Genomic DNA, 25,710 nt, shown 5'->3' with positions numbered 1-25,710 from the left:
TAAAAAATGAAAAAACAATTTATTATTTCCGCAATGCTTGGCTTATGTGCATTTGGTGGTACAGCTATGTATCCTCATTCAGCTATGGCTGCAGTTGCACAATCACCAACTATCAAAGTTCGTGGTCAGGTAATTGATGATCAGGGTGAACCTTTGTTAGGCGCTACTATCAGAATTAAAGATGGTCAAGGTGGAACTACCACTGATTTAGATGGAAACTTTGAATTGGAAGTTTCCGGTAATGCAGTCCTTGTTGTAAGTTATGTTGGTTATAATGAACGTGAAGTTGCAGTCCGTAATCGTGCTATTATTGAACCAATCCAATTACAGATGAGTGATTTGGTTTTGGAGCAAGTGGTTGTAGTCGGTTATGGTACACAGAAGAAGTCTGATTTGACCGGTTCTGTTGCTGTAGTTGATGCAGAAGCTCTGAAGCAGGTGTCACATTCTAATATATCTTCCATGCTAGAAGGTAAGGTCCCGGGCGTACAGATTACTTCCGACGGACAGCCTGGTGCCGACCCTACAGTACGTATCCGTGGTATTGGATCATTTGGAAGTACTGCGCCTCTTTATGTGATAGACGGTGTTCCTATGGGAACTTCTATCCGTGATTTTTCTTCAAATGATATTGAGACTATCCAGGTGCTGAAAGATGCTTCGGCTGCAGCCATATACGGATCACGTGCAGCTAATGGTGTAGTTATTATTACTACCAAACGTGGTCAGAAAGATCAGCCGTTGAAAGTTGATTATAATGGATATTTTGGTGTTGATAATATATCAAAAGGTGTTTATGATGTGATGAATGCTGACCAATACAGTCAATACCTTGGTCAGGCTTGTTTGAATTCAAATACTCCTTTGCCTGGAGGATATAATCTTGATAGCACCACAGGTAAATACCGTTTCCAGGATGATACAAATACAGACTGGTTTGATGAAGTCTTCAAAACCGGTATTCGTCAGAATCATAATGTAAACCTTTCAGGAGGTAGTTCACGCAGTACCTATAATGTTTCATTGGACTATTTTAGCCAGCAAGGAACGCTTGAAGGAGCAGGCCCTAATTATGAGCGTTTTACGGCACGTGTAAATAATTCTATGGATACTAAATTCGTAAAGTTCCAGACCAGTTTTGTTTATTCTCATTCTGATCAGGATAATATGGGCTTGTCTAATGCATCTGAATATGTTCAGGGATTGTATGGCGATGTTACTAACGTTTTGCGTGGAACTTTATTAATGCAGCCTACTATAAAAGCATACGACGAATCGACATGGGTACTTGATGATGTTGTGGGAATAGCAAATGGTTTCAATTATGACGCTTATGGTTATGGAGTTTATTATGATACAGTTCATGGAGATATATCAGCATCAAATCCTTTGTTGATCAATAATTTGTTGAAGCGTAATACTCGGGTTGACCGTTTTGTAGGTACAGGATCAGCAGATGTGGATTTGCTTAAGATGATTGGTGTTGAAAGTAAAAACCATAAATTGAATTATAAGATAAATCTGTCATACAGTAAGACTCATTGTAAAGATTTTACATGGATTCCTGCATGGGTGCAGAGTAATCGTGTTTATCTTGCCAAGAGTAATGAACGTTTGACTAAGGGGTCACGCGATTATTCGGATGCTCTTATTGAAAACATTCTTACTTACGACGGAACAATAGGTAAACATCATATTAATATAGTGGCAGGTCAGACATATCAGGAGGAAAATACAGACTTGCTTACAGGTTGGGGTATTAACTTTACTGAACCATATTTCCTGCAACTCCAGAATGCAGCAGATACTTATTCTGAGAGTTTTGAATATAAGCATGCAATCTTGTCTTATATAGGTCGTGTCAATTACAACTATGACGACAGATATTTGTTCTCTGCTACAGTACGTAGAGATGCCAGCTCTCGTTTGTCAAAGAATATTCGTTGGGGAACATTCCCTTCTGTATCTTTGGGTTGGCGTTTTGATAAGGAAAACTTCTTTCCGTTCAATGAAGATGTAGTAAACATGTTTAAAGTTCGTGGTAGCTATGGAGAGCTTGGTAACGAAAATATCGGTGAGTACATGTATCAGGCGGTAATGTCACGGAATAATATGACATATAACTTTAATAATTCTCCAATAACCGGTTCTGCTATCTCTACTTTTGTTGATAATAATTTGGCTTGGGAGAAGAAAAAAACTTATAATGTTGGTGTTGACCTTGCATTCTTCCGCAATCGTTTGGAATTTACTGCTGAATGGTATAAGAATACCAGTGAAGATTTGCTTTATGCAGTTCCTGTTCCTGAACAGGCAGGTGTTTCAAATACTACAGTAACAATGAATGCGGCGTCAATGGAAAACTCTGGTTTTGAGTTCTCTGCTACTTATCGTAATCATGATAACCCTTTCAAATATGAAGTGTCTGCCAATCTCAGTACACTGAAAAACCGCGTAACTTCATTGGGATTTGGAACAGATTCCTATATCACAGGTTCTTATATCACTAATGTAGGCGAGGAAATCGGTCAGTTCTATGGTTGGGTTTATGAAGGAATAGCACGTACACAAGCAGATCTTGACAATCATGCGGTTCAGGAAGGAGCTCAGATAGGTGATTGTTTATATAAGGATATCAGTGGTCCGGACGGTACACCTGACGGTAAAGTTGACTCATACGACCAGACAGTGCTTGGCAGTGGTTTGCCTAAAGTTAATTTTGGTCTTAATGCACGTTTCGAGTATAAAGGATTTGATTTGAGCATCGCCACTTTCGGTGCGCTTAATTATCATGTCAGTGATGATATTTACAATTCATTGAACTCTTGCTACGGATGGGGTAATAAGGATGTTACTATGCTTGATGCCAATCGTTTCAGCGAAGATGGTTCTACATATCTTTCAGATGTCCCTCGCACGTATGTTACAAATAGTGCTAGCTTGGCTTGGAATGATTTGTTCAGCTCACGTAAAATCCAGAATGCGGCTTATTGGAAGATAGCCAATGTTGAGCTTGGTTACAATTTCCCTGATAGGTGGTTTGGTAAGTATATATCTGATGTACGTTTGTATGTTTCAGGACAGAATCTTTATACATTCACAGGCTATAAAGGATATAATGTGGATTATGCTGGTGGTACATTTACTCCGGGTTATAATTTCTGTTCTTTCCCTACTGCACGTACATTTATGTGTGGTGTTCATTTCACATTCTAATAGAAATTAAGTATATAAATACTAAAAAAATATCGTATGAAACTATATAAATATTCACTTGCTCTCATTCTAGGATTAGGAACTCTGTCTTCTTGTATCGACAGATTGGATTTGGTAAATCCTAACCAACAGACATCAAGTACTTTCGGATTTAATGCCGATGATTTGGAAGAGAGTGTTATCGCTGCTTACAACCATATACGTATGGAAGGCTCTTATGCCCGTGTTGGTTATACTATAGATGTGTGCCGTGGAGATGAGGCCTGGAATTCATCTCAGGTTTGGTATTTGCCGTTTGACGATTTGAATGCTGAAGTTACTTCCGACATTACCTGGTGGCCTTGGAGAGAATGGTATTATACTATTAATGTATGCAATTTCGCCATTTCGCGCTGTGGTGATGATAATAGTCAGCTCTCGGAAAAAATGAGACGTATCAAGGGACAGGTTCTTTTCTTGCGTGGCTTGTCATATTATAATCTTGTAGGCTATTACCAGAATCCGCCACTTATCACAGATTACGACAGCTATTCTTCTTTGGATGGACTTTATGGAGCCAACAGTACTTATGACGCTGTGCTTGACCATGTAGAGAAAGATTTCAAAGAAGCAATGGAACTATTGCCTTCGCGCGATGAAGGTGGCGAATGGGCAGGAGGACGTGCCACTTGCGGTGCGGCTGCAGGATACTATGCACGTACTCTTATGGTACGCCATAAGTTCAGCGAAGCTTTGACTGTACTTAAAGATATTATCGGCAAGAAGTACGGTACTTACAGACTGATGGACAATTATGGCGATAACTTCCGTGAAGGTTCAGCCTATGAAAATAATGATGAGAGTCTTTTCGAGGTTCAGTTCCTTGATTTTGGTTCGCAGGGTACAGATGATGAATGGACACCTGTAAATACCAGTCCTAACGCTACACAAGGTCATGCCATTGAAAGTAACTTTGGTCCTGGCATGTATGGTGGTTGGGCAGATATCTCGGCTTCACCATGGCTATATAACTTGTTTAAAAGCGAACGTACTAAAAATGGTACTTTAGACCCTCGTCTATATTGGACAATTGGAACTTACGAATCGGATTGGGAGGGATTTGAATATGGAAATGTCGCTTATACAAATGTACTCTCACCTACAGATAATATTGTGACTAATAACAATTATGGCGGTCTGCCTATAGCCAAGAATACCAATCTTCGTACCGGACTGTATAATTCTGTTATCACAGGATTGAAATGTGGTATCAATTTGCGTCTGATGCGTTATTCTGATGTACTGTTGCGTGCAGCCGAATGTGAGAATGAAGTAAACGGTCCTACTCAGCAGGCAATAGACTGGATAAACGAGGTACGTAATCGTGCGGATTTACCTGACTTGAAACTTTCGGATTTCAATACAGCCGACAAGCTGTTCGAACAGATAGCAAATGTAGAGCGTCCAAAAGAATTCGGTTGTGAGTTCGGCCGTGGGTTTGATTTGATTCGTTGGGGATTCTTCTATGACGAAGGTCGTCTGAACCAGCTTAAAGAACACGGCACATTCCGTCGTTCTACAGTGAATGTTAAAGATCCGGTCAGCTACAGTGATATTTCAAGCGATTCAGAGTTGAAGTGTTCATTCGATACCTATTTGCCGGGACACGAATTCTTGCCTATTGTACAGAGTCTTATGAATAAGAACCCTAACTTGGAAGGAAACTCTGCAAACTTAAGTTCAGATAACTCTGTTTATTTCCAGGAAAAAGGATGGACTGTACGTCCGGTAGTGGATTTAAGCAAGTAGTTTAAGAATAGGAAGGCTTTAGTTAATTACTTTTTTTATATTAAATAAAATGAGACATTTCAATAAAATATTATCCGTATGCGGTTCAATGGCTTTGGGCTTTCTTGCATTGACCGGTTGCGAAGGTGGTGAAATATACGAAGTTAACGCACCAGATTGGGTTTCAGAGAAAGTCGATTCTATAGCAAATGCCAATAAGGGAACAGAAGAGGTTCTTGAAGGTATGGAAGAAGATGTTTATACAATTGGGAATGCTGATTTTTCCAGTGGATGGTGGGTAGCATTTTCAAAATACTATGTAGTTCCGGATGGTGAGAAATGGAATGGGGTTTTCAATCTGCATATTAATCCTAGTGCTACTAACACATATAAGAATTTTGCTTTGATAATATGCTCCGATGCCGACCGTGGTGCTGAGGATTATAAGGAGTACGGGGCAATACGTTTCGATAATCAGCCTTCGGGCAATTCAGAGTGGGGCGATTATATTGACCGTTCATACGTAGAAAGTACACTTACTTTTGAGACAGATACTGATGCCGGTGTCGATAAATTAGGTGGAAAGGTTACATTGACAGTCGATAGAACCAATGCCGAGGCATTCACTGTTACGATGACAAACGGAGTGGTTACCAAGTCATATAAACAGCCTTATGCACTTGAAAACCTGAATGCAGATCCAAGTAATACCAACATACGTTGCTTCCTTGTTCCTGAAGGTTCTTATATCGATTTCCTGCAGTCTAATATTGAACCTATTGGCGGATATACTTCTGCGGAAGATAAGAATCCTATATCTATGGAACTGCAGAATGTACCTGAAAGGGTCAATGTAGGAACCACTCTTGAAGATGCTATGGCAGATGTTACTGCAATAGTTTCTTTCGAAGAAGGTGTGACCAAGACTGTTACTGCTGCCGATTTGAGCTTTTCAGCCATTCCGGATATGGATACTCCAGGCGAAAAAATACTTGTAGCTGTTTACAACAAGACTTTTAAGGGAGAGAACTGTAATCAGCCGGTAATGGCAAATGCCACATTCGAAGTTGTAGAGAAAATAGTTTCTATAGAAGTTACAACACAGCCTACACGTAATACATATTACGTTTATACTTCTGCTGCCACAGAAGCACTGACAGACAGAACATTGGCTTTTGACCCGACAGGTATGGTTGTCACTGCTACTTATGTTAATGGAACATCAAAACCTGTTGATAATTCTATACTTAGTTTCTCTACTGTTCCTGCCATAGAAGGCACACAAACTGTTACAATATCTGCCGAGGATGGAGTGACAGCTCAAGTAAATGTTACTGTTGCCGAATCAGCAGTGTCTGAAGTGAACAATAGCATAGCCATAGTTGGAGCTGAAGACAATTCAACTGCATTCTGGGGCGCTTTCTCCGATGAGTTCAATGTCCCTGTAGGTGAAACCAAGTCAATCTCATTTACAAACTATAGCAGCATGGCAGGCAACTGGAATAACTTTGTTGTCGTACTTCGCGGAGCGGCATTGAATGAATATGGAGTGGTTCGTGCCGATAACTACGGATGGGGCAATGGTTATGCGGCTTGCCGTGCAGCCGGTACTCAAGGTGATTGGGCTACTTGGCTTGCCGGTATGGACGGAGCGGAAGTAACAGTCTATGTAACCAACTGTGGTAATGGCACTGCCGATGTACAGGCTATTATGCAGGGAACAACAGGAACAACTTCTACCCAATATTATTTGGGAATAAATACAGTCGATCCAAGTGATTTGAATTTTGCATTGACGGTAGACGGCAGTCATCTTGTTTTTGATGTAGATTAACTTTGATTTAATTCCAATCCATGTCTTCCCATTTTTTAATTAATATGGCAAGGCATGGATTAAAAAAATAACTGAATGAAAAAAATATCATTTATTTGGACATTTATAGGGTTTCTATTCGTTCTGACCGCTTGTAGTGATAAAAATGACATAGAGTACGATAGCGGCAGTGATATTATAGTGACTAAGCCTGAAGTCCTGTCAGTTTCAGGAACATCATTCACTGTATCATCTTCTGTCTCCGGCAATTCGGATGCGGTCGTTAAGAAAGGCTTTTGTTATAGTGTTAATAATCAGACTCCAAACATTAATGATAACGTGGTAGATGCTGATGATAGCTTTAGTGCTACTGTTTCCGGTTTAATAGGTAATACTACATATTATGTTTGTGCCTATATTTATGCTGATAGCCGTTACACATATTCTGATGTACTTGCTGTAACTACAGAAAAACAAAGTATTGACGAACAGCTGGACAATTATATAGCACCATCTTATGAAGACAATTATGTCAGTATTGCAGATTGGTCAAAACGTGGTCAGTGGAATTTGAGTAATGTGCACGACCCCACTGTAGTACTTGCCGAAGATGGGTATTATTATATGTACCAGACCGATGCCTCGTATGGTAATGCACATACAGCCGGAGGACATTTCCATGGACGCCGTTCAAAGAATCTGGTGGACTGGGAGTATCTTGGCGGCACAATGCAGAACCTGCCGGACTGGGTTATTCCAAAGCTTAATGAGATACGTGCTGAAATGGGACTGAGCGAAGTAACACCGGCAGTCTCTGATTTTGGTTACTGGGCACCTTGCGTCAGAAAAGTGAGAGATGGATTATATCGTATGTATTATTCCATAGTATGTCCCGGATACATTGATGGTGCCGGAACATGGAGCGAACGGGCTTTCATCGGTTTGATGGAAAATGAGAATCCTGCAAATAACGACGGATGGGTAGATAAAGGTTATGTCATCACGAACGCTTCTGATAAAGGGTTGAACTTCAAAGTTCCGGCTAACGATTGGGGTAATTGTTATTACAAGTGGAATGCTATTGATCCTAGTTATATTATTGATAATGATGGAAAACATTATCTGATTTATGGCTCTTGGCATAGCGGTATTGCATTGGTGGAACTTGATGGAGAGACAGGAAAAGTAAAAGCAGAGCTGCCGAAACCTTGGGGAACAAATGATGATATAGCAGCTTATGGTAAGCTTATTGCCACACGTCAGATGGGTAACCGTTGGCAGGCTTCAGAGGGTCCGGAGATAGTTTATCATGACGGATATTATTATTTATTCATGGCTTACGACGCATTGGATGTGCCGTACAATACCCGTGTAGCCAGGGCTGCCGATATTGAGGGACCTTATTTGGGAATAGATGGTACTGATATTACTAATGCCGGTGGTGATATTCTTCCTGTTGTAACTCATCCTTATAAGTTTAATGGAAGTTATGGCTGGGTTGGTATTTCCCACTGTTGTGTTTTTGACGATGGAAACGACAACTGGTATTTTGCTTCACAAGGCCGTTTCCCGGCAAATGTAGGAGGCAATGCGTACAGCAATGCCATCATGATGGGACATGTAAGAAGCATCAGATGGACCGAAGATGGATGGCCTTTGGTTATGCCTGAACGATATGGAGCCGTACCGCAGGTTGCGATTAACGAGAGTGAGCTTGTAGGAAACTGGGAGCACATCGATTTGTCATATTCGTATGGAAATCAAAGGACTTCTTCAATAATTACCCTTTCTGCCGATCATAAAGTGTCTTCAGGAAGTTGGAAAGGAGTAGCATGGAAGTTCAACAGTGATAATAATATCCTTGAGCTCGACAATGGTATAAAACTTTATTTGCAGCGTGAAACAGATTGGGAGGCATCGCCGCGAACACATACCATAGTATATGCCGGATATGGTAATAATAAGACTTATTGGGGTAAAAAGGTTCAATAGGTGTTTAATAAATGTGTTTGTAAGGTAATTGTTTCTTATTTATACAGAAGATCAATGGATATAGATTGTTTATGTTTTCGGGTTATATAACATTCCCATTAAATACAATAAAAAATTAATTTACATAATAAAAGATTAAAATGTATTATTTCAATAAGTGTGATTAGTACAATTTATTATTGCTATTTTTATCTTTGTACTGATATTAATAACTATTTAAATACTTATGAACAAACATCTTTTATTTTGTGCGTTTGCACTTACTTTTTCTATCTTATCAGCTCAGCAGGCTACAGTGAAAGGACCTGATGGTAATCTTAAAGTTGAAATATCCGTAAAAAAGGGTAAGCCTGTTTATTCTGTAACTTATAAAGATATGACTATTTTAGAGGATTCTCCTTTGGGCTTTGTTACTAATATCGGTAATTTTAGTACTGATATCTCTTACGTGGAACATACATTGTCTACAATAAAAAAGACATATACCCAAGATAGAATTAAGAGTTCAGTCATAAATTATAATGCTAATGAACTAAAAGTGAAATTCTCTAATGTTGACAAGAAGCCTTTTGATGTATTATTCAGAGTGAGCAACAATGATATTGCTTTCCGTTATGAGATACCGCAGTACGGCGAAACAGCTTCCATTGTGATGAAGTCGGAGGCTACAGGTTTCGATTTTCCGGAGAATACAACGACATTTATTTGTCCTCAGAGCGATCCAATGGTAGGTTGGAAGAGAACCAAGCCTAGTTATGAAGAGGAATATAAGGCAGATGCTCCTATTTCTACAACTTCACAGTATGGCGAAGGATATACTTTCCCGTGTCTTTTCCATATTGGAGACAGTTGGGCATTGATTTCTGAAACTGGTGTAAGAAGTAAGTATTGTGCTTCGCATATCAGTGAAGCTACTGAGGATGGATTATATACTATTGCTTTTCCAAATGAGGGTGAACTTAACGGATTGGGATCTTCCACTCCAGGTTTGGCTTTGCCTGGTGAAACTCCATGGCGTACAATTACTGTTGGTGACAATCTGAAGCCTATAGTTGAAACTACAGTACCTTTTGATGTTGTCGAACCGTTGTATGAACCATCACAAGAATATAAATTCGGACGTTCCACATGGAGCTGGATAGTATGGCAGGACCCAAGTATCAATTATGAGGATCAGATAAAATACATTGATTTGGCTGCTGAAATGGGATATGAATTTACATTGATAGACGGCGGATGGGAAACTAACATTGGCCGTGAGCGTATGGAGGAACTTTTCAAATATGCCAAGAGTAAAGGTGTGGGAGTGTTTGTATGGTATAACTCCAACGGATATTGGAATGATGCTCCTCAGTGTGCAAAGCAGTGCATGAGTAATTCGATTGACCGTAAGCGTGAGATGAAATGGCTTCAGGAATGTGGAGTGAAAGGTTTGAAGGTGGATTTTTTCGGTAGTGACAAGCAACAGATGTTGGGACTTTACGAGGATATTCTGAGTGATGCCAACGATCATGGTCTTATGATAATATTCCATGGATGTACAATTCCTCGCGGATGGGAACGTATGTATCCTAACTATGTGGGAAGTGAGGCCGTACTTGCTTCAGAGAATCTGATTTTCAGTCAGCATGCCGATGATATGGAGGCATTTAATGCAACTCTTCATCCGTTCATCCGTAACACCGTGGGAAGCATGGAGTTTGGAGGTACAATTCTGAATAAGAGACTTAACAGGACAAATGATGGAGGAATGATACGACGTACTACTGATGTGTTCCAGATTGCCACAGCAGTACTCTTCCAGAATCCGATACAGAATTTTGCCATAACTCCGAATAATCTTTACGATGCTCCGTCGTCAATGATAGAGTTTATGAAAGAAGTTCCTACTACATGGGACGAGACAAGGTTTATTGACGGCTATCCCGGAAAGTATTGCGTCTTGGCGCGCCGACATAACGGACACTGGTATATTGCCGGAGTAAGTGCGCTGAAAGAACCTTTAAAACTTGAGCTGAACCTTCCTATGCTGTCTGATGGTGACGAATGTACATATTATTATGACAACAAAAAGCGTGAACCTCAGAAAGAAACACTAAAGATAAAGAAATCATCGTCGGTTTCAGTAGTGTTGCAGCCTGAAGGCGGAGTGGTTATTGTGAAGTAATACAGTGTATTATATTGATGTATTGAAAGAAAATTACCGGTAGTTTATGTCTGTCATGGAATTTATTTATAACTTTGCAGTCTAACATAGTTTTATGCATTATGGAAAATAAACTCTTAATCTACAATACACTGAGCCGCACGAAAGAGCTTTTCAAACCGGCTCACGCACCTCATGTGGGTATGTATGTGTGCGGACCTACCGTGTATGGCGATGCTCATCTGGGACATGCACGTCCGGCAATCACTTTCGATATTCTTTTCCGTTATCTCACTCATTTGGGATATAAGGTACGCTATGTACGCAATATCACTGATGTTGGTCATCTTGAACATGATGCCGATGACGGTGAGGACAAGATTGCAAAGAAAGCACGTCTTGAACAGCTTGAACCGATGGAGGTAGTGCAGTATTATCTGAACCGTTACCACAAGGCAATGGAAGCACTTAACGTTCTTCCGCCAAGCATAGAACCTCATGCTTCGGGACATATCATCGAACAGATACAGCTGGTAGAAGAAATCCTAAAGAACGGATATGCATATGAGAGTCAGGGATCTGTATATTTTGATGTAGCCAAATATAACAAAGACCATCATTACGGAAAATTGTCAGGAAGAAACCTTGATGATGTAATCAACACTACACGTGAACTTGACGGCCAGCAGGAAAAGCATAATCCGGCAGATTTCGCTCTTTGGAAGTGTGCACAACCTGAACATATCATGCGTTGGCCTTCACCATGGAGTGACGGTTTCCCAGGATGGCACTGCGAATGTACTGCCATGGGTAAAAAATATCTTGGTGAGACATTCGATATCCACGGCGGAGGTATGGATCTTGTGTTCCCTCACCATGAGTGTGAGATAGCACAGAGTGTGGCTTCGCAGGGACATGACATGGTACGTTATTGGATGCACAATAATATGATTACCATCAACGGTCAGAAGATGGGTAAGTCTTTGGGTAATTTCATTACTCTTGACGAGTTCTTCACAGGCAGCAATAAGTTGCTGGCACAGGCATATTCGCCAATGACAATACGTTTCTTCATCCTTCAGGCACATTACCGTAGTACTGTTGACTTCAGTAACGAAGCTCTTCAGGCTGCTGAAAAGGGGCTTGAACGTCTGATGGAAGGTGTAAAGAACCTTGAACGTATCACTCCTTCTAAGACTACAAGCGGTATTGAACCGGCAGGACTCCGTGAGAAATGCTACGATGCGATGAACGATGACCTTAACACTCCAATCGTTATATCACACCTTTTCGATGCTACACGTATGATAAATACTGTAATCGACAAGAAGGCTACTATCAGCGAGGCTGATCTTGAAGAGTTGAAACAGGTATTCAATATGTTTGTATTCGATATTCTTGGTCTTAAAGCAGATTCTGAAAATAATGCTGCACGTGAGGAAGCATACGGTAAGGTTGTTGATATGCTTTTGGAACAGCGTATGGTGGCTAAGGCCAACAAGGATTGGGCTACAAGCGATAAGATTCGTGACAATCTTGCAGCTTTGGGATTTGAAGTAAAAGATACCAAGGATGGATTTACGTGGAAACTGAATAAGTAATTTAAAATAGTATATTTATTAGAACGTCTGCTGAATATAGTTTAAATACAATTTAAATGGTGTTTAAACATTATTGGGCAGACGTTTGTTTTATATTTGATAATTCGGGATTGAAGTGTATTTGTTTTATTTGCAAATATAAAATCTTAAGAAAAAGCTTGTTTTTTAATATTAAACTATTATTTTTGCCATTGTAAATTTTAAAAATAGAACAATTATGAAGAAGATTTTTTCAACTTTAGTCATTATGGCGTGTCTGTTGCTGGCTGTTCCTGCACAGGCTCAAGTAAAATTCGGTCTGAAGGGTGGTTTGGATGTTTCTAAGTTAGATAATAAAGTAGGAGATAATACAACCGGTTTCTTTGTAGGTCCTATGGTTGATGTTACTCTGCCTATTATCGGTTTAGGAATAGATGTGGCAGCTCTTTATTCACAATCAGGTTTGGATGTTAATAATAAGAATTCCGAGAAGCTGAAATCTGTAGAAATTCCGGTAAACCTTAAATGGACATTAGGACTTGGAAGCACACTTGGAGTATATGTTGCAGCCGGTCCACAATTCGGTTTCAGCATAAATGACGGATGGAAGCAGTTAATGGAAGAGTCAAACAAAAGTTTTGTCAGTGTCAATGTAGGAGCCGGTTTAAAATTGCTTCGTCACCTTCAGGTTGGAGTTAACTATAATATCGGAGCAAGTAAACTTGGAGACATGATTGTTGAATCTTCTGACGGTAACTTGCGTTCCAGCATTAGAAAAAATTCATGGCAGGTTTCTCTGGCATATATGTTCTGATATAGATAATAAGATATAGATTTTGTCCCACAGGCTTCAATATCAAGAAGTTTGTGGGATTTTTTTTGTTTTAATGTGTAACTAAAATAACGATTATAGTTAAGGTCTTGAACTTTTTTTCTATCGTTTTGTTATTGACTTAAATCAATAAAAGCATAGGTTTGAACAATATGATGAACAAATGTATGTTTAATATTGTCTTGTAATCTGTGAAACATTAGATAAATAATTTGATAGGTATAGTTTATGAAACAAGAATTGAAAAAAGTTGAGGTAAAAGAATTGTATGTTGCACCTGTTTGCGAATGTATTGAGATGTTGTCAGAAGGAATTCTTTGTGCAAGTACAGATGGTAACATTTCATCTACAGGAGTTTTCGGAGCGGAGGGAGATAGATATGTTGGTGAATGGTAATCTTTGATGAAATTATGAATAAAGTAAGCAGATTTTTCCTTTTAACAGCATTGCTGTTTAGCTTTTTTTCTTGCGGAAAGACTGATGTTTCGGATAATGGAGTAGTGGATAATCCGACGGGAGGCGATATTGGAGCAGGAAATACAGAAGATGAAGATATTGCGAATTTTAAAATATCAATGAATGTTACGGAGTCGTCTAAATATAGCAGGGCTTCTATTGATGAAAATTTACCGGCAAAGGATGAACAGCTTCAGGTAAGATGGGATAGTGGGGATAAGGTTCGCATGATGGTAGGAAGTGCTGCAGATGATGTAACAGCATGTGATTTCACCCTTGTTGGTGGCCCTTCGATAGGTTCCGGTAATTTTGAGTATGTTGGCAGCAGGGTGGAGACAAATTATTATTACGGTATATATCCACCTATGGAAATAGGAACAAATGGTGAAGTACAATTGAATGTGCCGATAGACGGAACTATAAGTCAGGCTGCGGCAGATGATTCACGACATTTGGGACAGTTCAGACCAATGTATGCACCACCAGTACGCAATGAGGAAGGTGGCAATGTGCTGACAGGTGTGGTATTCAAACATCTCACATCACTTGTCATCTTTAAGGTGACAAACAGTACAGATGAGGCATTCAACCTTAACTCAATAGAAATGTCAACAGCGGATGGAAATGCTGTGTTTTATTCGTCTGCAACCTTCAATCCGCAGAGTCAGACAGAAGCGGTGGTGAAAGGAAGTCCTAATGTATCGGTAGCTTTGGCTTTTGATAATAATGGTATGCAGGTCGCTTCTCAGGAAATGAAGAAAGCATATCTGCCGGTACTTCCTTCAGGGGATTTCACCAAATCACAGTTAAGAGTAAGAGCTATTACGGATAAAGGTGAATTCATCACAGAGCTTCCTATTGCAGCAAGTGAGACATTGAAAAAGTTCCAGGCAGGTAGCTATTGTATCTTTAACCTGAAGAAAACGACAACAGGCTTTACTGTGGAAATGGAGATACAGGGATGGGAAGATGGTGAGATAGTGGATGTTCCTATATTGTAAATCAAATGGTGTATTAGTAGAAATATTTTCCATTAAAACGGTGAAGTGCCGTAATTCGGGAGGAAAAAGAAATAATGCTATTGAAAACTTCAATACAGGCGTAAAACAAATTGTTTTTTTCAAGAAAAAACTGTAAACCACAGTGCTGTTTGTGCAAATCACAGTGTTGTTTCTACAAACCACACTATGGTTTTTACAAATCACACTGTGGTTTATAGATATCATAAGGACAAAAACAGTTTTCCAACAAGATAAGAACTGATTTTTTCTATTGTATCAATTTATATACCTTTACCCAGTCCGTTATCATCCGTACGGGCAGTTCTTCAGGATTTACCTTGCCTACCCATGCTCCTTCTATCTGCATGTCTATTAGTATATAGTAAGGAGTACCAAACGGGAATTGTCCTTCCTTGTCTGTTTCAATTTTGGGATAGGTATGTGTCGTTTTTCCGTTTACGGAGAAAACTATTTTGTCTGGTAGTATCTCTACGCCATATACATTGTACCCATCGCTGTCAATAGCGGCTTTAGCAGTATGTGGAGGGTTTTGTTTTTCATTCAATGTATGAGTATAGTGCGTATGTATTGTCTGATGGACAAAATCATCGTGATTAAGCCTTTCCATTATGTCTATTTCTCCACCTTTAGGCCATTCTCCTTTCTCAGGCAACATCCATATAGCCGGCCATGCTCCCTGTGCAGCTTCAAGTTTTGCCTTAACCTCAACTTTTCCGTAACATATAGAGAATTTTCCTTTCGTGGATATTCCACCCGTTAGAAATCGAGCAGTGTCGTTTGGTGCGATTCCTTTGTTTTCAACTCCGTGAAGTATGAGTTTACCTTTTTTTACTTCATACAAAGTTTCATTGTCCGACATGTATTTTCTCCAGTCAGGTTTCCCTCTTGTGATTTTACTCCATTTTCCGGTATTGATAGATTTTCCTTTGAAATCTTCTTTCCAGATCAGTTCATAATCATTCTTTCCTCCCCGGGCATAAGTCACGGGGAGAGAAAGAAGATAAAGAAATATAATCAATAACCCTTTTATTTTATTCATGTTAGTTCTTGCTTCCTTTTAGATGTATCTTTCAGTTCTGCTGTATTATTTATTTTCAGTATGTCTGTACGAAATATTCTTGATATCACCTTTGAAACCCATGTATTCGTCACCAATGGTTTCGAGTGGGAATATCAGTGTCTCTACATACCAGAATTTGTCTTTTCTGTTATGCTTGAAGTTATATACCTCGCGTGTACGTCCTTCCAGTCTTTCAATCTTTTTTCCATTAACAAAGAGTGTAGTACCTTTCACATCGCCTTCAATGCGTATTTTCGTCCATTCACTGGCCGGCAGACGATAATCGTGGAATACGAACTCATAACCATCGCGTCTGAAAGCAAATTTGCCTGTGTTCTGCCAGTTTGTTACAAATTCAGAGTGAGGCCCCTTGAAAAGTATTCCATCTATGGCAGGCACACTGTCAGTGCGTATATCAAATTCTACAGCGTATGGATAACCTATTTCATTTATTTTTGTGGCAACTTTAGTCTTTCCGTCTATTGACAGAATTTTATTATTTTCTATAAGGTTACCGCCTTTCTCTACTTTTGCCATCAAATTTACTCCCGGGGCTTCCGGAGTAGTTTGGCACAATTTCTCAAATTCCTTGTAAGAAACATTATTGCTATTCTCGCCTTTCCATAACTTATCAGAAACAAGCTGTATTGCAGGGAAGCATCTGAAATGTACATCCTGTTGGCTTACACCGTTGCCAACCCTGTCGTTCCATACTGCCAGCATCGCTCCGAGGAAGTTAGGGTTACCTTCTTCTATAGTTTCGTCTTTTCTCATCATTTCAGGACGCCAGTTATTGTATAGCCATTCATATTCCAAAAAGTCATGGTAATAGTTTACTGCAGGAACTAAATACAAGAACCAGTCGCAAAGGTTGACTACTTTTGCTCCTGTAGCAAGTGAAGTCTTTACATCCATCCAGTTGGCGTTCCATGCACTGATTACACAGTCTTCAAGGTTTACTTTTGTTTCACCTTTCATTATTTTCAAACTGCCCCAAACTCTCGGAGTCTTACCGTATTTTTTTATCAGCTTTACATAATGATTTGTAAAATGCCTGAACTGTTCTGCTTCTTTTAAATTGTATTCGTCGGTACCGATATGTACTTCAGGACCAATGAATACAGGATTTTCTCCACTAAGATATTCGTCGAAAAGTGAATCGACAAAGTCATAAACTTCTTTTTTATAAAGATCAAGATGGTCGGCTCCATATTCCTTATTGTCGGCTGCAAGTCGTGGATCGTAGTGAGTGAAAGCCAAAGAATGCGCAGGGACATCGATTTCAGGGATAATGGTTATACCATATTCTGCTGCCATTTTCTGAAGTTCGAGGAACTCTTCCTTTGTGTATGATCCGTCTTTTGCCGTAAGTCCTGGATATCTGTCACTTTCCAGACGGAAAGCCGAATATGTCTTGTTCCAGTCGTTGTCTGAAAATTCAACAAATCCGTTGTCGTTCAGGTGAATCTGTAATTCGTTCATTTTGTAGAAAGAAAGAATCTTCACGTAGTTTTTAAGAAAATCCATAGAGAAGAACTTTCTTGCTACGTCTATCATAAATCCGCGATTGCTGTATTTCGGGAAGTCTATTGCTTTTCCCTTTTGAAGACCGTCGGGCTGGTTATATATCATCTGCAGTAGCGTTCTGGTTCCCCAAAATACGCCCTTTGCCGTATTGGCTTCGATTTCTATCTTATCACCTATTGAACATTCATAACCTTCGCAGCCCAAACGGTCTTTCTCTTTTCCTATTGATAAAGAAATGTCACCTTTACCGGCTTTAAGTCCAGTAGTAACGCTATATTCGTATCCCATCATCTCTTTCAAGTCATCTTTTAGTATAAGAGCCGTCTGCATCAGCATTCCAGAGTCTTTTTTACTTACGACTATTGTTCCGGTTTGTTTTGGAATAAATTTCCCGTTTTGTTTTTTCCAACTTTGCAGAGCTGGAATTACTTTTGGAATGTCGTTTCCAGCAAAGCAAGAGATGCCGAAAAGACACGTTATAACTATTATCAATGTTTTCTTTATCATGGTATTAGTGAAATTTATTGTTTACTTTATAATTATCTCATCAAAACAGAATTTTGAAATCTGACCTGGTCGCATGAAATGATCTTCAGGTATCAGTCCGGCATGTTTGGCAGTAATCTTGACGTATGTAGCACTGGTTTTTTCTCCTTCGAAAACTATATCTTCTACGAAGTTCCCTTCATGGAATATTTCTTGTTCAGAAAATTCTCTTTCTCCGTACAGTTTGAATGATTTGTTATCATCAGAGATCTCTACTTTGATACTTTTAGGCTTATGCACTCCCATGCCGTAGTTTGTGAGGCATCCTATTCCGATACTTTCTATTTCTTCTGTACCTTTAAGGTATATGGTAAACACTGCGTCAGAGTTTGCCCATGTGCACCATTCAAAGTCCGATTGTCTTTTACTTCCTCTGACACCGTTAGTTAGCAAAAATATATCTTTATTTCCATTTTCTACAGTTTTTCCGGTTGCCTTGTTGAAATCAATCTTTAAAGAAAGAGTCTCACCCATCTGTTTGCCGTTCTTGAAAGAAGCTACATTGATAACAGTACTTTCTTTTACAGGAAAATCTGATGACACTAAATTTGATTTTGCATTAGGTTCACTGCCGTCTGTGGTATATCTTTTTTCTACGTCAGTACGTTCGCATTGCAGATTGACGTTGACACAACCATCGGCAGGTGTGCATTTATGCTGGATATTGTACATAGACTTTGCATATCGGACACCTTTTACATCAAGATGAGTCAGGAAGTTATCCAATCCTTTTTGAAAGTTTTCCCAGTCGGATGTTCCCTTTTTTCTCCATGCCATGTCAGCCAAGGCTGCCAGACGAGGGAAAATCATATAAGTTACATCCTCTGCACTGTTACAGAACTCTGTCCACATTGAGGCTTGTACTCCCATCAACAGATCTTCGTAGCCTTTTTCCCAGTTATCCTGCACAGGTTCGTATGCATAGATATCTTTCATAAGGTTGTTCCCGAAATAAGTTACCGGCTCGAACCATTGAGGTCCCTGATATCTGATGAGATAAAGTAATCTGGCTGGAGTGAGTATAAATTTGTGTCCCTCAGCGGCAGCTTTCAGTGCGGCATTTCCGTATCCCTGCCATCCGAATATCACAGTTCCGTCTGGTACTCTGCTGTTTGTCAGCTCGTCCCATCCCATCATTCTTTTCCCGTTAGCTCTTACGTAATCGCTCATCCTCTGCATGAAGTATCCCTGCAGGTCTTCTACGTGGGTAATTCCTTCCTGTTTCATTCTTTTTTTACATAGTGGGCATGTCTGCCAATAGAACTTGTTGGCTTCATCTCCACCCATGTGGATATATTCCGAAGGGAACAGTTCGGCTACCTCTTTAATCACATCGCTCAAAAAATCGAAAGTTTTTTCATTGCCGGCACAGTATATTATTTCAGTGTCACGTCCACCAAGGCCAGGCAGAACATTTATTTCCTTTTTTACATTAGGACATGCCAATTCCGGATATGATGCCAATGCTGCACATGAGTGAGCAGGAACGTCAATCTCAGGAATTATTTCTATCTGTCTTTCGGATGCATATCTGATAATTTCCTTCATATCCTCCTGAGTGTAGAAGCCACCCACATTACAACTCTCTCCCTCTTGTCTGTTTCTTCTTTCGTAGAAAGGAGTATCGCCTCTGTCAGGACGCCATGCTCCAACTTCTGTCAGACGTGGATATTTCTTTATTTCAAGTCTCCAGCCTGTATCGTCTGTCAGGTGCAGATGAAGCTTGTTTAGCTTCAGCATAGCCATACAGTCTATCGTTTTTACCAAATCATCTTTTGGTAAAAAATAACGTGCAACGTCTATCATCAGCCCTCTGTAACCGAATCTGGGTCCGTCGTTTATATCCATTGCCTGTACATACCATTCCTGGCTTGAGCTTGCTTCAGAGGCTTCAATTTGTGGTGGAAGTACCATTCTAAGAGTTTGTACAGCATAAAAGAAACCGCTTCGGTCTGAAGCCGAAATAATTATGCCCTTGTCGTCCACTTTCATCCTGTACGACTCTTTCACTACAGTGCTGTCTGCTATGAAGCGGATTGCTGCGTTCTTATCTTCTGTTACTTTTATTTTGAAGCCTGCAGCGGATTCGAAAAGCGAAGAAAGATATTCAGCTACAGTTTTCTGATCATTCCCGGTTGCATATATTGAAGTTCGGGAAGTAATGCAGTAACCTTTGCCTTCCGTCACAGCCGATTCTACCGGTGAGGGGATGATTACCCGTTCTTCGGCTTGCCTGCATCCTGTTGCGGCTAAACATATTGCCAAGGCTATTAGTGCACCGGAAAATAAATTCTTTTTCATTATCATAAAAAAATTTTCTTTGTATTAAATGAAAATGAGCCGGTGAACCTGCAGCCAAGTCCGCCGACTCATTTTCTATATATGACAATCAATTACACATTTTGTGTACTTAGGCATTAATAACCGAAGTTATTGTCGGTAATACCAGGATTGTTGTCTCTTTCTGTATCAGGAATAGGAAGTAACAAATTCTTTTTCAAGAATTCTTCTGTAAGGTTACCTTCGTTGTAAATACGGTCAGTCCATTTTTGTGATGACGATTTATAGTAAGCATCTGAAACTTTTGTTATTTCATGATTGTTGTGGTATTCTAGTGCCTTCTTAAGGAATTCTGTACCGCGTATTCTCATCATTTCGTACATATCAGGTTCGCCAAACAGCTCGATTATACGTTCGAAATAAAGTTTTTCACGTACTTGATCTTTGGTCAGATCTTTTGACCAGTCAGCAGGTTCAGTAGCAGGAGCTGCTGTCTGTGCTGAGCGTCGTGCACGGGCTAATACTTTATTTGCCAGTTCAATAGCTTTGTCTTTCTGATCGAGTTCGTTATATACATCAGCCATTAATAACAGCATTTCTGCATATCTGTACACCATCAGATTCTTATGTGAAGCTGTACCCTGCTGGTTTTGGTCGTATAGTTTTGCATGTGCCGGCCATGCGTTCTGATTTCCGTTTTCTGCAAAAGTTTTTCTAATACCTTTCAAAGCTTGAATTTCAGCCTTTTCTCTAGGAGATGCATTTTCTGGAATTTGTAGTCCTTCCATATATTCCAAGCTTGGGTTTGCAGGATTTTCAAACTTGTCATATGGTAGTACTCCTACATAGATTTTATCTTCCACGTCTTTTCCATCTTTCTGAATCTTTTCATAAATAGGCTTCTTATCATTATCTTCTCCAATCTGAATCTTATATGTGAAATAAGGATAGTAGTAAACGCTGTCGTTTGCAGATGGTTTGTCGCCTACCTGAGGTTTTGGATTAGCCTGGTTGTTTCCGGTTCTTTTTCTGTGTACAGTAAGGAATGTTGCGTCGATACGTGGATCACCCGGATACATGCTTTGGTGCATATCGTATGCTGATTTTGTAGCACGGTAAGTACTCCAGTTTACACCTGTAGTAGAAGATGTAGGTGAGAAACGGTTACTTGCACGGTTGAAACAGTTTGTTGAAGTAACACTGAAGTTTATCTGGAAAATAGATTCTTTGGAACTTGAAACCCAATCGCCGAACAAATCTGCAAAATTATTTTCAAGGTCATAGATGCTGTTGTCATATACTTCATCAAACTTAGTTTTAGCGTTAGTCCAGTTTTCCTGAGGATTGATGCCTGTAGCAGCCATACGGTAATATACTTTACCCATGAATGCTTTTACTGCCCATGAATTTGCACGACCTACGCTTGATTTTGGATCAATGCTTTCTGCATCTTTAAGATCGTCTATTACATGTCCAAGAACTTCAGCAGCAGGTGTACGTCCTATTGTGATACCTTCTGAAGTTGATGCAGAAGTCTTGAAAGGAACGTCACCAAATAAAGATACCAGATTATAGTATGCCATAGCACGTAAGAATTTAGCTTCTCCGCTGTACTGTTTCTTTATGTCATCAGAAAGACCGCTATTATTCAGATTTTCCAAATAAGCGTTAACCTCTGAAATAACCTTGTACATGGCATTCCATGTAGTTGATATAAGACCGTCGCTTGATAGGGACTGCAGGCTTACTATTCCATCGCTACCACTTCTCTGTGACCATCCAAAGCCGGAACCGCTTATTGGAATTTCCTGCCAGTGTTGGCCGTATGCCGCAGTTGTACTCATGTAAGAATAACATCCTAGCAATGCAAGTTCTGCATTACTGCTGTTTGAGAACACGATTTTATTGTTCTGCGTATATAGCGGATTTTCGTCCAGACATGACGACATGCAGCATGCCGCAGAAAGTGATAATATCAGATATTTAATATTTTTCATGACTTATGTTCTTTGTAGGTTATTGTTATATTATTAATTTAGAATGTCACGTTCAGTCCGAATATGAACTGGCGTGGAGTAGGATAAGAGTTCATATCAACTCCAGGACGTAAGCCGTCGAATGCGAAGCTGTTTACTTCAGGATCGTATCCGCTATAGTCTGTGATGATGAATGCGTTCTTTACAGATGCGAATATTGAAGTATTCTGGAAACCAATCTTGTTCATCCAAGATTTAGGAAGAACATAGTTCAGAGTGATGTCTGAGCAGCGCAAATAGCTTCCGTCTTCCACATAGCGATCCATAACCATGTTTTGTACTATGAAGTTAGATGAAGGATATAGGTTAGACTTGTTTTCTGGAGTCCACATGCCTTCGAATGCTTTCTTTGATACTGTACCAGCTTTTGATCCAGGAGTGTTGATATAACGGTTGTTTACATTTATGATGTCACGACCGTGTACACCGTTGAATGCAGCAGACAGGCTTAAACCTTTCCATGAAAGTGAAGTCTGGAATCCGTATGTGAAGTCAGGATTAGGATTACCAATGATATTACGGTCTGAAGTATCAATGCTTCCGTTGCCGTCGAAATCTACAAATTTCACGTCACCAGCCACAGGTTTCTGTCCTAAAACGTCATTATAATATCCTGTAGTACCGTCAGGTTTTGTATATCTTACTCCTTGGTCTGTGATGTCTTCAGCCTGTACTATACCTTGAGTTGCATAACCTAAGAACAATCCTGGTTCTTCTCCCTGAAGGAATATATGTCCAACTCCGAAGTGGTCGCCAAGTGAATTACCATAATATCCTATTCTTTCGCCCAAGCATCCGAATTCTGTAGGAATAAGTCCCAGATTTACGATTTTGCTCTTATTCTTTCCGAAGTTACCTGTCAAACTCCATTTCCAGTCTTTAGTGTCAATAATTTGAGCTGTCAATGTAAGTTCCACACCTTTGTTATCTAATGATCCTTGATTATAGTATGTAGAAGAGAAACCTGCTGATCCTGGAAGATTTCTAGATATAAGCAAGTCATTTGTTCTCTTTACATAGAAATCCAAAGTACCGCTAAGTCTTGAACGGAACAATCCGAAGTCAAATCCGGCATTCCATGAAGAAGTCTTTTCCCACGTCAAACCATTGTTAGGAAGGTTAGTAATAGTCAGTGTAGCCAACTGGTTTCCAGAACCGTCTGCATAGTGATTTGTACCACCACCGTACATAGAGAATGTAGAGTAAGGATTGATACTCTGGTTACCTGTTACACCGTAGCTTACTCTTAACTTTAACTGATTCATCCATTCCACATCTTTCAGGAATTCTTCCTGTTCCATACGCCAAGCTAATGAAGCTGACGGGAAATAACCCCAACGGTTACCCTTTGCAAACTTACTTGATCCATCGGCACGTATTGATGCTGTGATAAGATATTTGTCAAGGAATGACAGATTGATACGTCCAAGGTATGACAGCAACTGATAGTCGCGCTGTATAGGTTCCTGGTGTTGTACGTTACCTGCCATGTGAATACCGTTTTCACGCAGATCGAACATAGTGAATTGCGAACCGATAGTATTCTGGTTTAGGAATTTGTATGCATCGTATGTAACACCGGCGGTAGCATCCAATGTTGCTATGTCACCGAATTTAGTATTATAGTTTAATACATTTTCTACAGAATAGTTGCTCTTATTAAGATTAGATATAGCCAAATATCCGTTATTGTTCATACCCTGATATAATTGCAGACCATACCAGCGGCTACGATCGTTGATATTCATGTTACCACCTACACGGAGGTTATATTGTAATCCTTTCACGATCTTCCATGAAAGATCCATACTCATATTGAATGTCTTATCGTTTGCTACGTCTTCGTAGTCGTTAAGCCAACTGAAAATTGTTGTTTTGTTCTCAGCTTGGAATGAAGGGTCACCTTCCGGCATTTCAAATGGAGCATAGTCTAGAGCTGTACGAGAGATTGCTGTAGTTGATCCACCCAAGGTGCTACCTCCTGCCATCATGTTATTCTGTCTGAGCGAACCGCTCATAGTCATGTTAAGATGAACTGTTTTTGAAAGGTCCATGCCAAGATTGGCACGTAAGTCACCTTGTTTGAGACCTGTCTGTTTTACTGTACCATTGATATCCTTGAAATTGGCAGAAATATAATAAGTCATCTTATCACTACCACCATTTACTGATACTGAATAAGTTTGAGAAAATGCTGAACGGTAGATTTCTTTCTGCCAGTTGCGATACTGAATAAGGTTATATGTTTCAGGATTGTTAGGATCATAATTAGCTAGAGCGTCATTGAATACATATCTGACTTCGTCGCCTACTACATAGAAAGGATATTGTCCGTTAGAAACGCGTGAGTTAATATAAGCTGCGTGTTCCTGCAGATTTGTCATCTCCATAAGGCGTGTAGGGTCTGCTATAGTAAAGTTTGCACTTACGTTGACTTTTGCTTTTCCTTGTTTACCTTTCTTTGTAGTAATAAGGATTACACCGTTTGCACCACGAGAACCGTAAATAGCAGTTGAAGAAGCATCTTTCAAGATAGTGATATCTTCAATGTCGGCAGGGTTAAGTGCTGCCAGAGGGTCCTGATTGATCTGGAAGTCTCCACTGATACCTGATGATGCAAATTCACCAGCTGAAGCCTGAGGTACGTTGTCGATGACATAGAGTGGCTGGTTGTCACCACGCAATGAGCTTGCACCACGGATCGTGATTGATGAAGCAGCTCCTACTGCTGATGATGCTGAGCTAACCACAAGTCCTGCAACTTTACCTGACAACAAATTATCCAGTGATGTTGCTTTGGAAGCATCGTTCGCATCCGGACGCATAGTGGTAAGAGCACCTGTAAGGTCTCCTTTACGTGCTGTACCATAACCTACAACAACAACTTCTTCAAGAGCCTGTGCATCTTCTTTCATTTCTACATTTATCACAGTCTTGTTTCCAACAGTAACTTCTTGAGTAGAGAAACCGATAAAAGTAAATACCAATACAGACTTCGGGCTATTTACCTTGATTGAGTAGTTTCCGTCGAAATCAGTAATAGTTCCCACCGTACTACCCTTGACTTGAACGTTAACTCCGGGCATTCCTTCTTTTAGTTGAGTGTCCAATACTTTACCCGTAACGATTTGTTCTTGGGCCAATGCTTCAAAAGAGAATATAAGCATTGAAACCATAAACAGGCAGAAATACTTTAATTGTCCTTTCATTAATACTAAATTTTAGTTAAACATTAAATTGAAAATAGTGTTTTTTGCAATTGATATTATTAGGCTCAATCATTAAATCACGCTGCAAATCTAGATTTTATGTCTTTTCTTTATGTTCACAAATAACTATTTTATTTCCAAATTTGATTATATAGCTATTTTTAGAATATCCTTATCTATTATTGTAAATCTTTATATCAACAGGGCTTAATTAAAAATTTTATTATT

At 39.7% G+C, this 25,710-nt stretch carries 14 protein-coding genes; 9 read left to right on the top strand and 5 right to left on the bottom strand.

All coding sequences use genetic code 11. The annotated features are described in order from the left end of the window. The first annotated feature begins 6 nt into the window (after positions 1-6). The 9 genes from OCV82_RS05615 (at position 7) to OCV82_RS05575 (ending at position 14,803) form a co-directional block, all read left to right on the top strand. Complete coding sequence (locus OCV82_RS05615) at positions 7-3,216, top strand: SusC/RagA family TonB-linked outer membrane protein (RefSeq protein WP_154043540.1); 3,210 nt, start codon at positions 7-9, stop codon at positions 3,214-3,216. A gap of 36 nt (positions 3,217-3,252) precedes the next feature. Further along, positions 3,253-5,004: a RagB/SusD family nutrient uptake outer membrane protein gene (locus OCV82_RS05610; RefSeq protein WP_154043539.1), complete on the top strand. Its 1,752-nt coding sequence runs from the start codon at positions 3,253-3,255 to the stop codon at positions 5,002-5,004. 49 nt (positions 5,005-5,053) lie between these two features. Further along, on the top strand, positions 5,054-6,817 hold the full coding sequence (locus OCV82_RS05605) for a hypothetical protein (protein ID WP_154043538.1): 1,764 nt from the start codon (positions 5,054-5,056) through the stop codon (positions 6,815-6,817). 75 nt (positions 6,818-6,892) lie between these two features. After that, positions 6,893-8,788 (top strand): arabinan endo-1,5-alpha-L-arabinosidase, encoded by a 1,896-nt coding sequence (locus tag OCV82_RS05600; protein ID WP_154043537.1) that lies wholly within the window; start codon positions 6,893-6,895, stop codon positions 8,786-8,788. Between the two features lie 226 nt (positions 8,789-9,014). Continuing rightward, a complete protein-coding gene (locus OCV82_RS05595; RefSeq protein WP_154043536.1) occupies positions 9,015-10,955 on the top strand; it encodes a glycoside hydrolase family 97 protein in 1,941 nt (646 codons plus the stop codon). Between the two features lie 101 nt (positions 10,956-11,056). Beyond that, a complete protein-coding gene (cysS, locus tag OCV82_RS05590) occupies positions 11,057-12,535 on the top strand; it encodes a cysteine--tRNA ligase (protein WP_154043535.1) in 1,479 nt (492 codons plus the stop codon). Between the two features lie 217 nt (positions 12,536-12,752). Further along, complete coding sequence (locus OCV82_RS05585) at positions 12,753-13,328, top strand: porin family protein (protein WP_154043534.1); 576 nt, start codon at positions 12,753-12,755, stop codon at positions 13,326-13,328. Positions 13,329-13,574: 246 nt separating this feature from the next. Then, a complete protein-coding gene (locus OCV82_RS05580; protein WP_262543067.1) occupies positions 13,575-13,742 on the top strand; it encodes a hypothetical protein in 168 nt (55 codons plus the stop codon). Between the two features lie 14 nt (positions 13,743-13,756). Further along, positions 13,757-14,803, top strand: a complete 1,047-nt coding sequence (locus OCV82_RS05575) for a fimbrillin family protein (protein ID WP_262543066.1) — start codon at positions 13,757-13,759, stop codon at positions 14,801-14,803. Positions 14,804-15,071: 268 nt separating this feature from the next. Here the strand turns inward: OCV82_RS05575 and OCV82_RS05570 are convergent, their stop codons facing one another. The 5 genes from OCV82_RS05570 to OCV82_RS05550 all read right to left on the bottom strand — a co-directional run bounded on the left by OCV82_RS05570 (position 15,072) and on the right by OCV82_RS05550 (position 25,482). After that, positions 15,072-15,863 (bottom strand): glycoside hydrolase family 16 protein, encoded by a 792-nt coding sequence (locus OCV82_RS05570; protein WP_154043532.1) that lies wholly within the window; start codon positions 15,861-15,863, stop codon positions 15,072-15,074. Positions 15,864-15,908: 45 nt separating this feature from the next. Next, complete coding sequence (locus OCV82_RS05565; RefSeq protein ID WP_154043531.1) at positions 15,909-17,918, bottom strand: family 20 glycosylhydrolase; 2,010 nt, start codon at positions 17,916-17,918, stop codon at positions 15,909-15,911. Positions 17,919-17,939: 21 nt separating this feature from the next. Continuing rightward, positions 17,940-20,258, bottom strand: coding sequence for a glycoside hydrolase family 20 protein (locus OCV82_RS05560; RefSeq protein WP_262543062.1), 2,319 nt, complete (start codon positions 20,256-20,258; stop codon positions 17,940-17,942). A 116-nt stretch (positions 20,259-20,374) separates the two neighbouring features. Next, on the bottom strand, positions 20,375-22,234 hold the full coding sequence (locus OCV82_RS05555) for a RagB/SusD family nutrient uptake outer membrane protein (RefSeq protein WP_154043529.1): 1,860 nt from the start codon (positions 22,232-22,234) through the stop codon (positions 20,375-20,377). 38 nt (positions 22,235-22,272) lie between these two features. Next, positions 22,273-25,482: a SusC/RagA family TonB-linked outer membrane protein gene (locus tag OCV82_RS05550; RefSeq protein ID WP_154043528.1), complete on the bottom strand. Its 3,210-nt coding sequence runs from the start codon at positions 25,480-25,482 to the stop codon at positions 22,273-22,275. Positions 25,483-25,710: the final 228 nt, after the last annotated feature.

It is taken from the genome of Bacteroides cellulolyticus (assembly GCF_025567135.1).
In the GTDB taxonomy this organism is placed as follows: domain Bacteria; phylum Bacteroidota; class Bacteroidia; order Bacteroidales; family Bacteroidaceae; genus Phocaeicola; species Phocaeicola cellulolyticus.
This window is presented reverse-complemented; position numbering and strand designations above follow the sequence as displayed.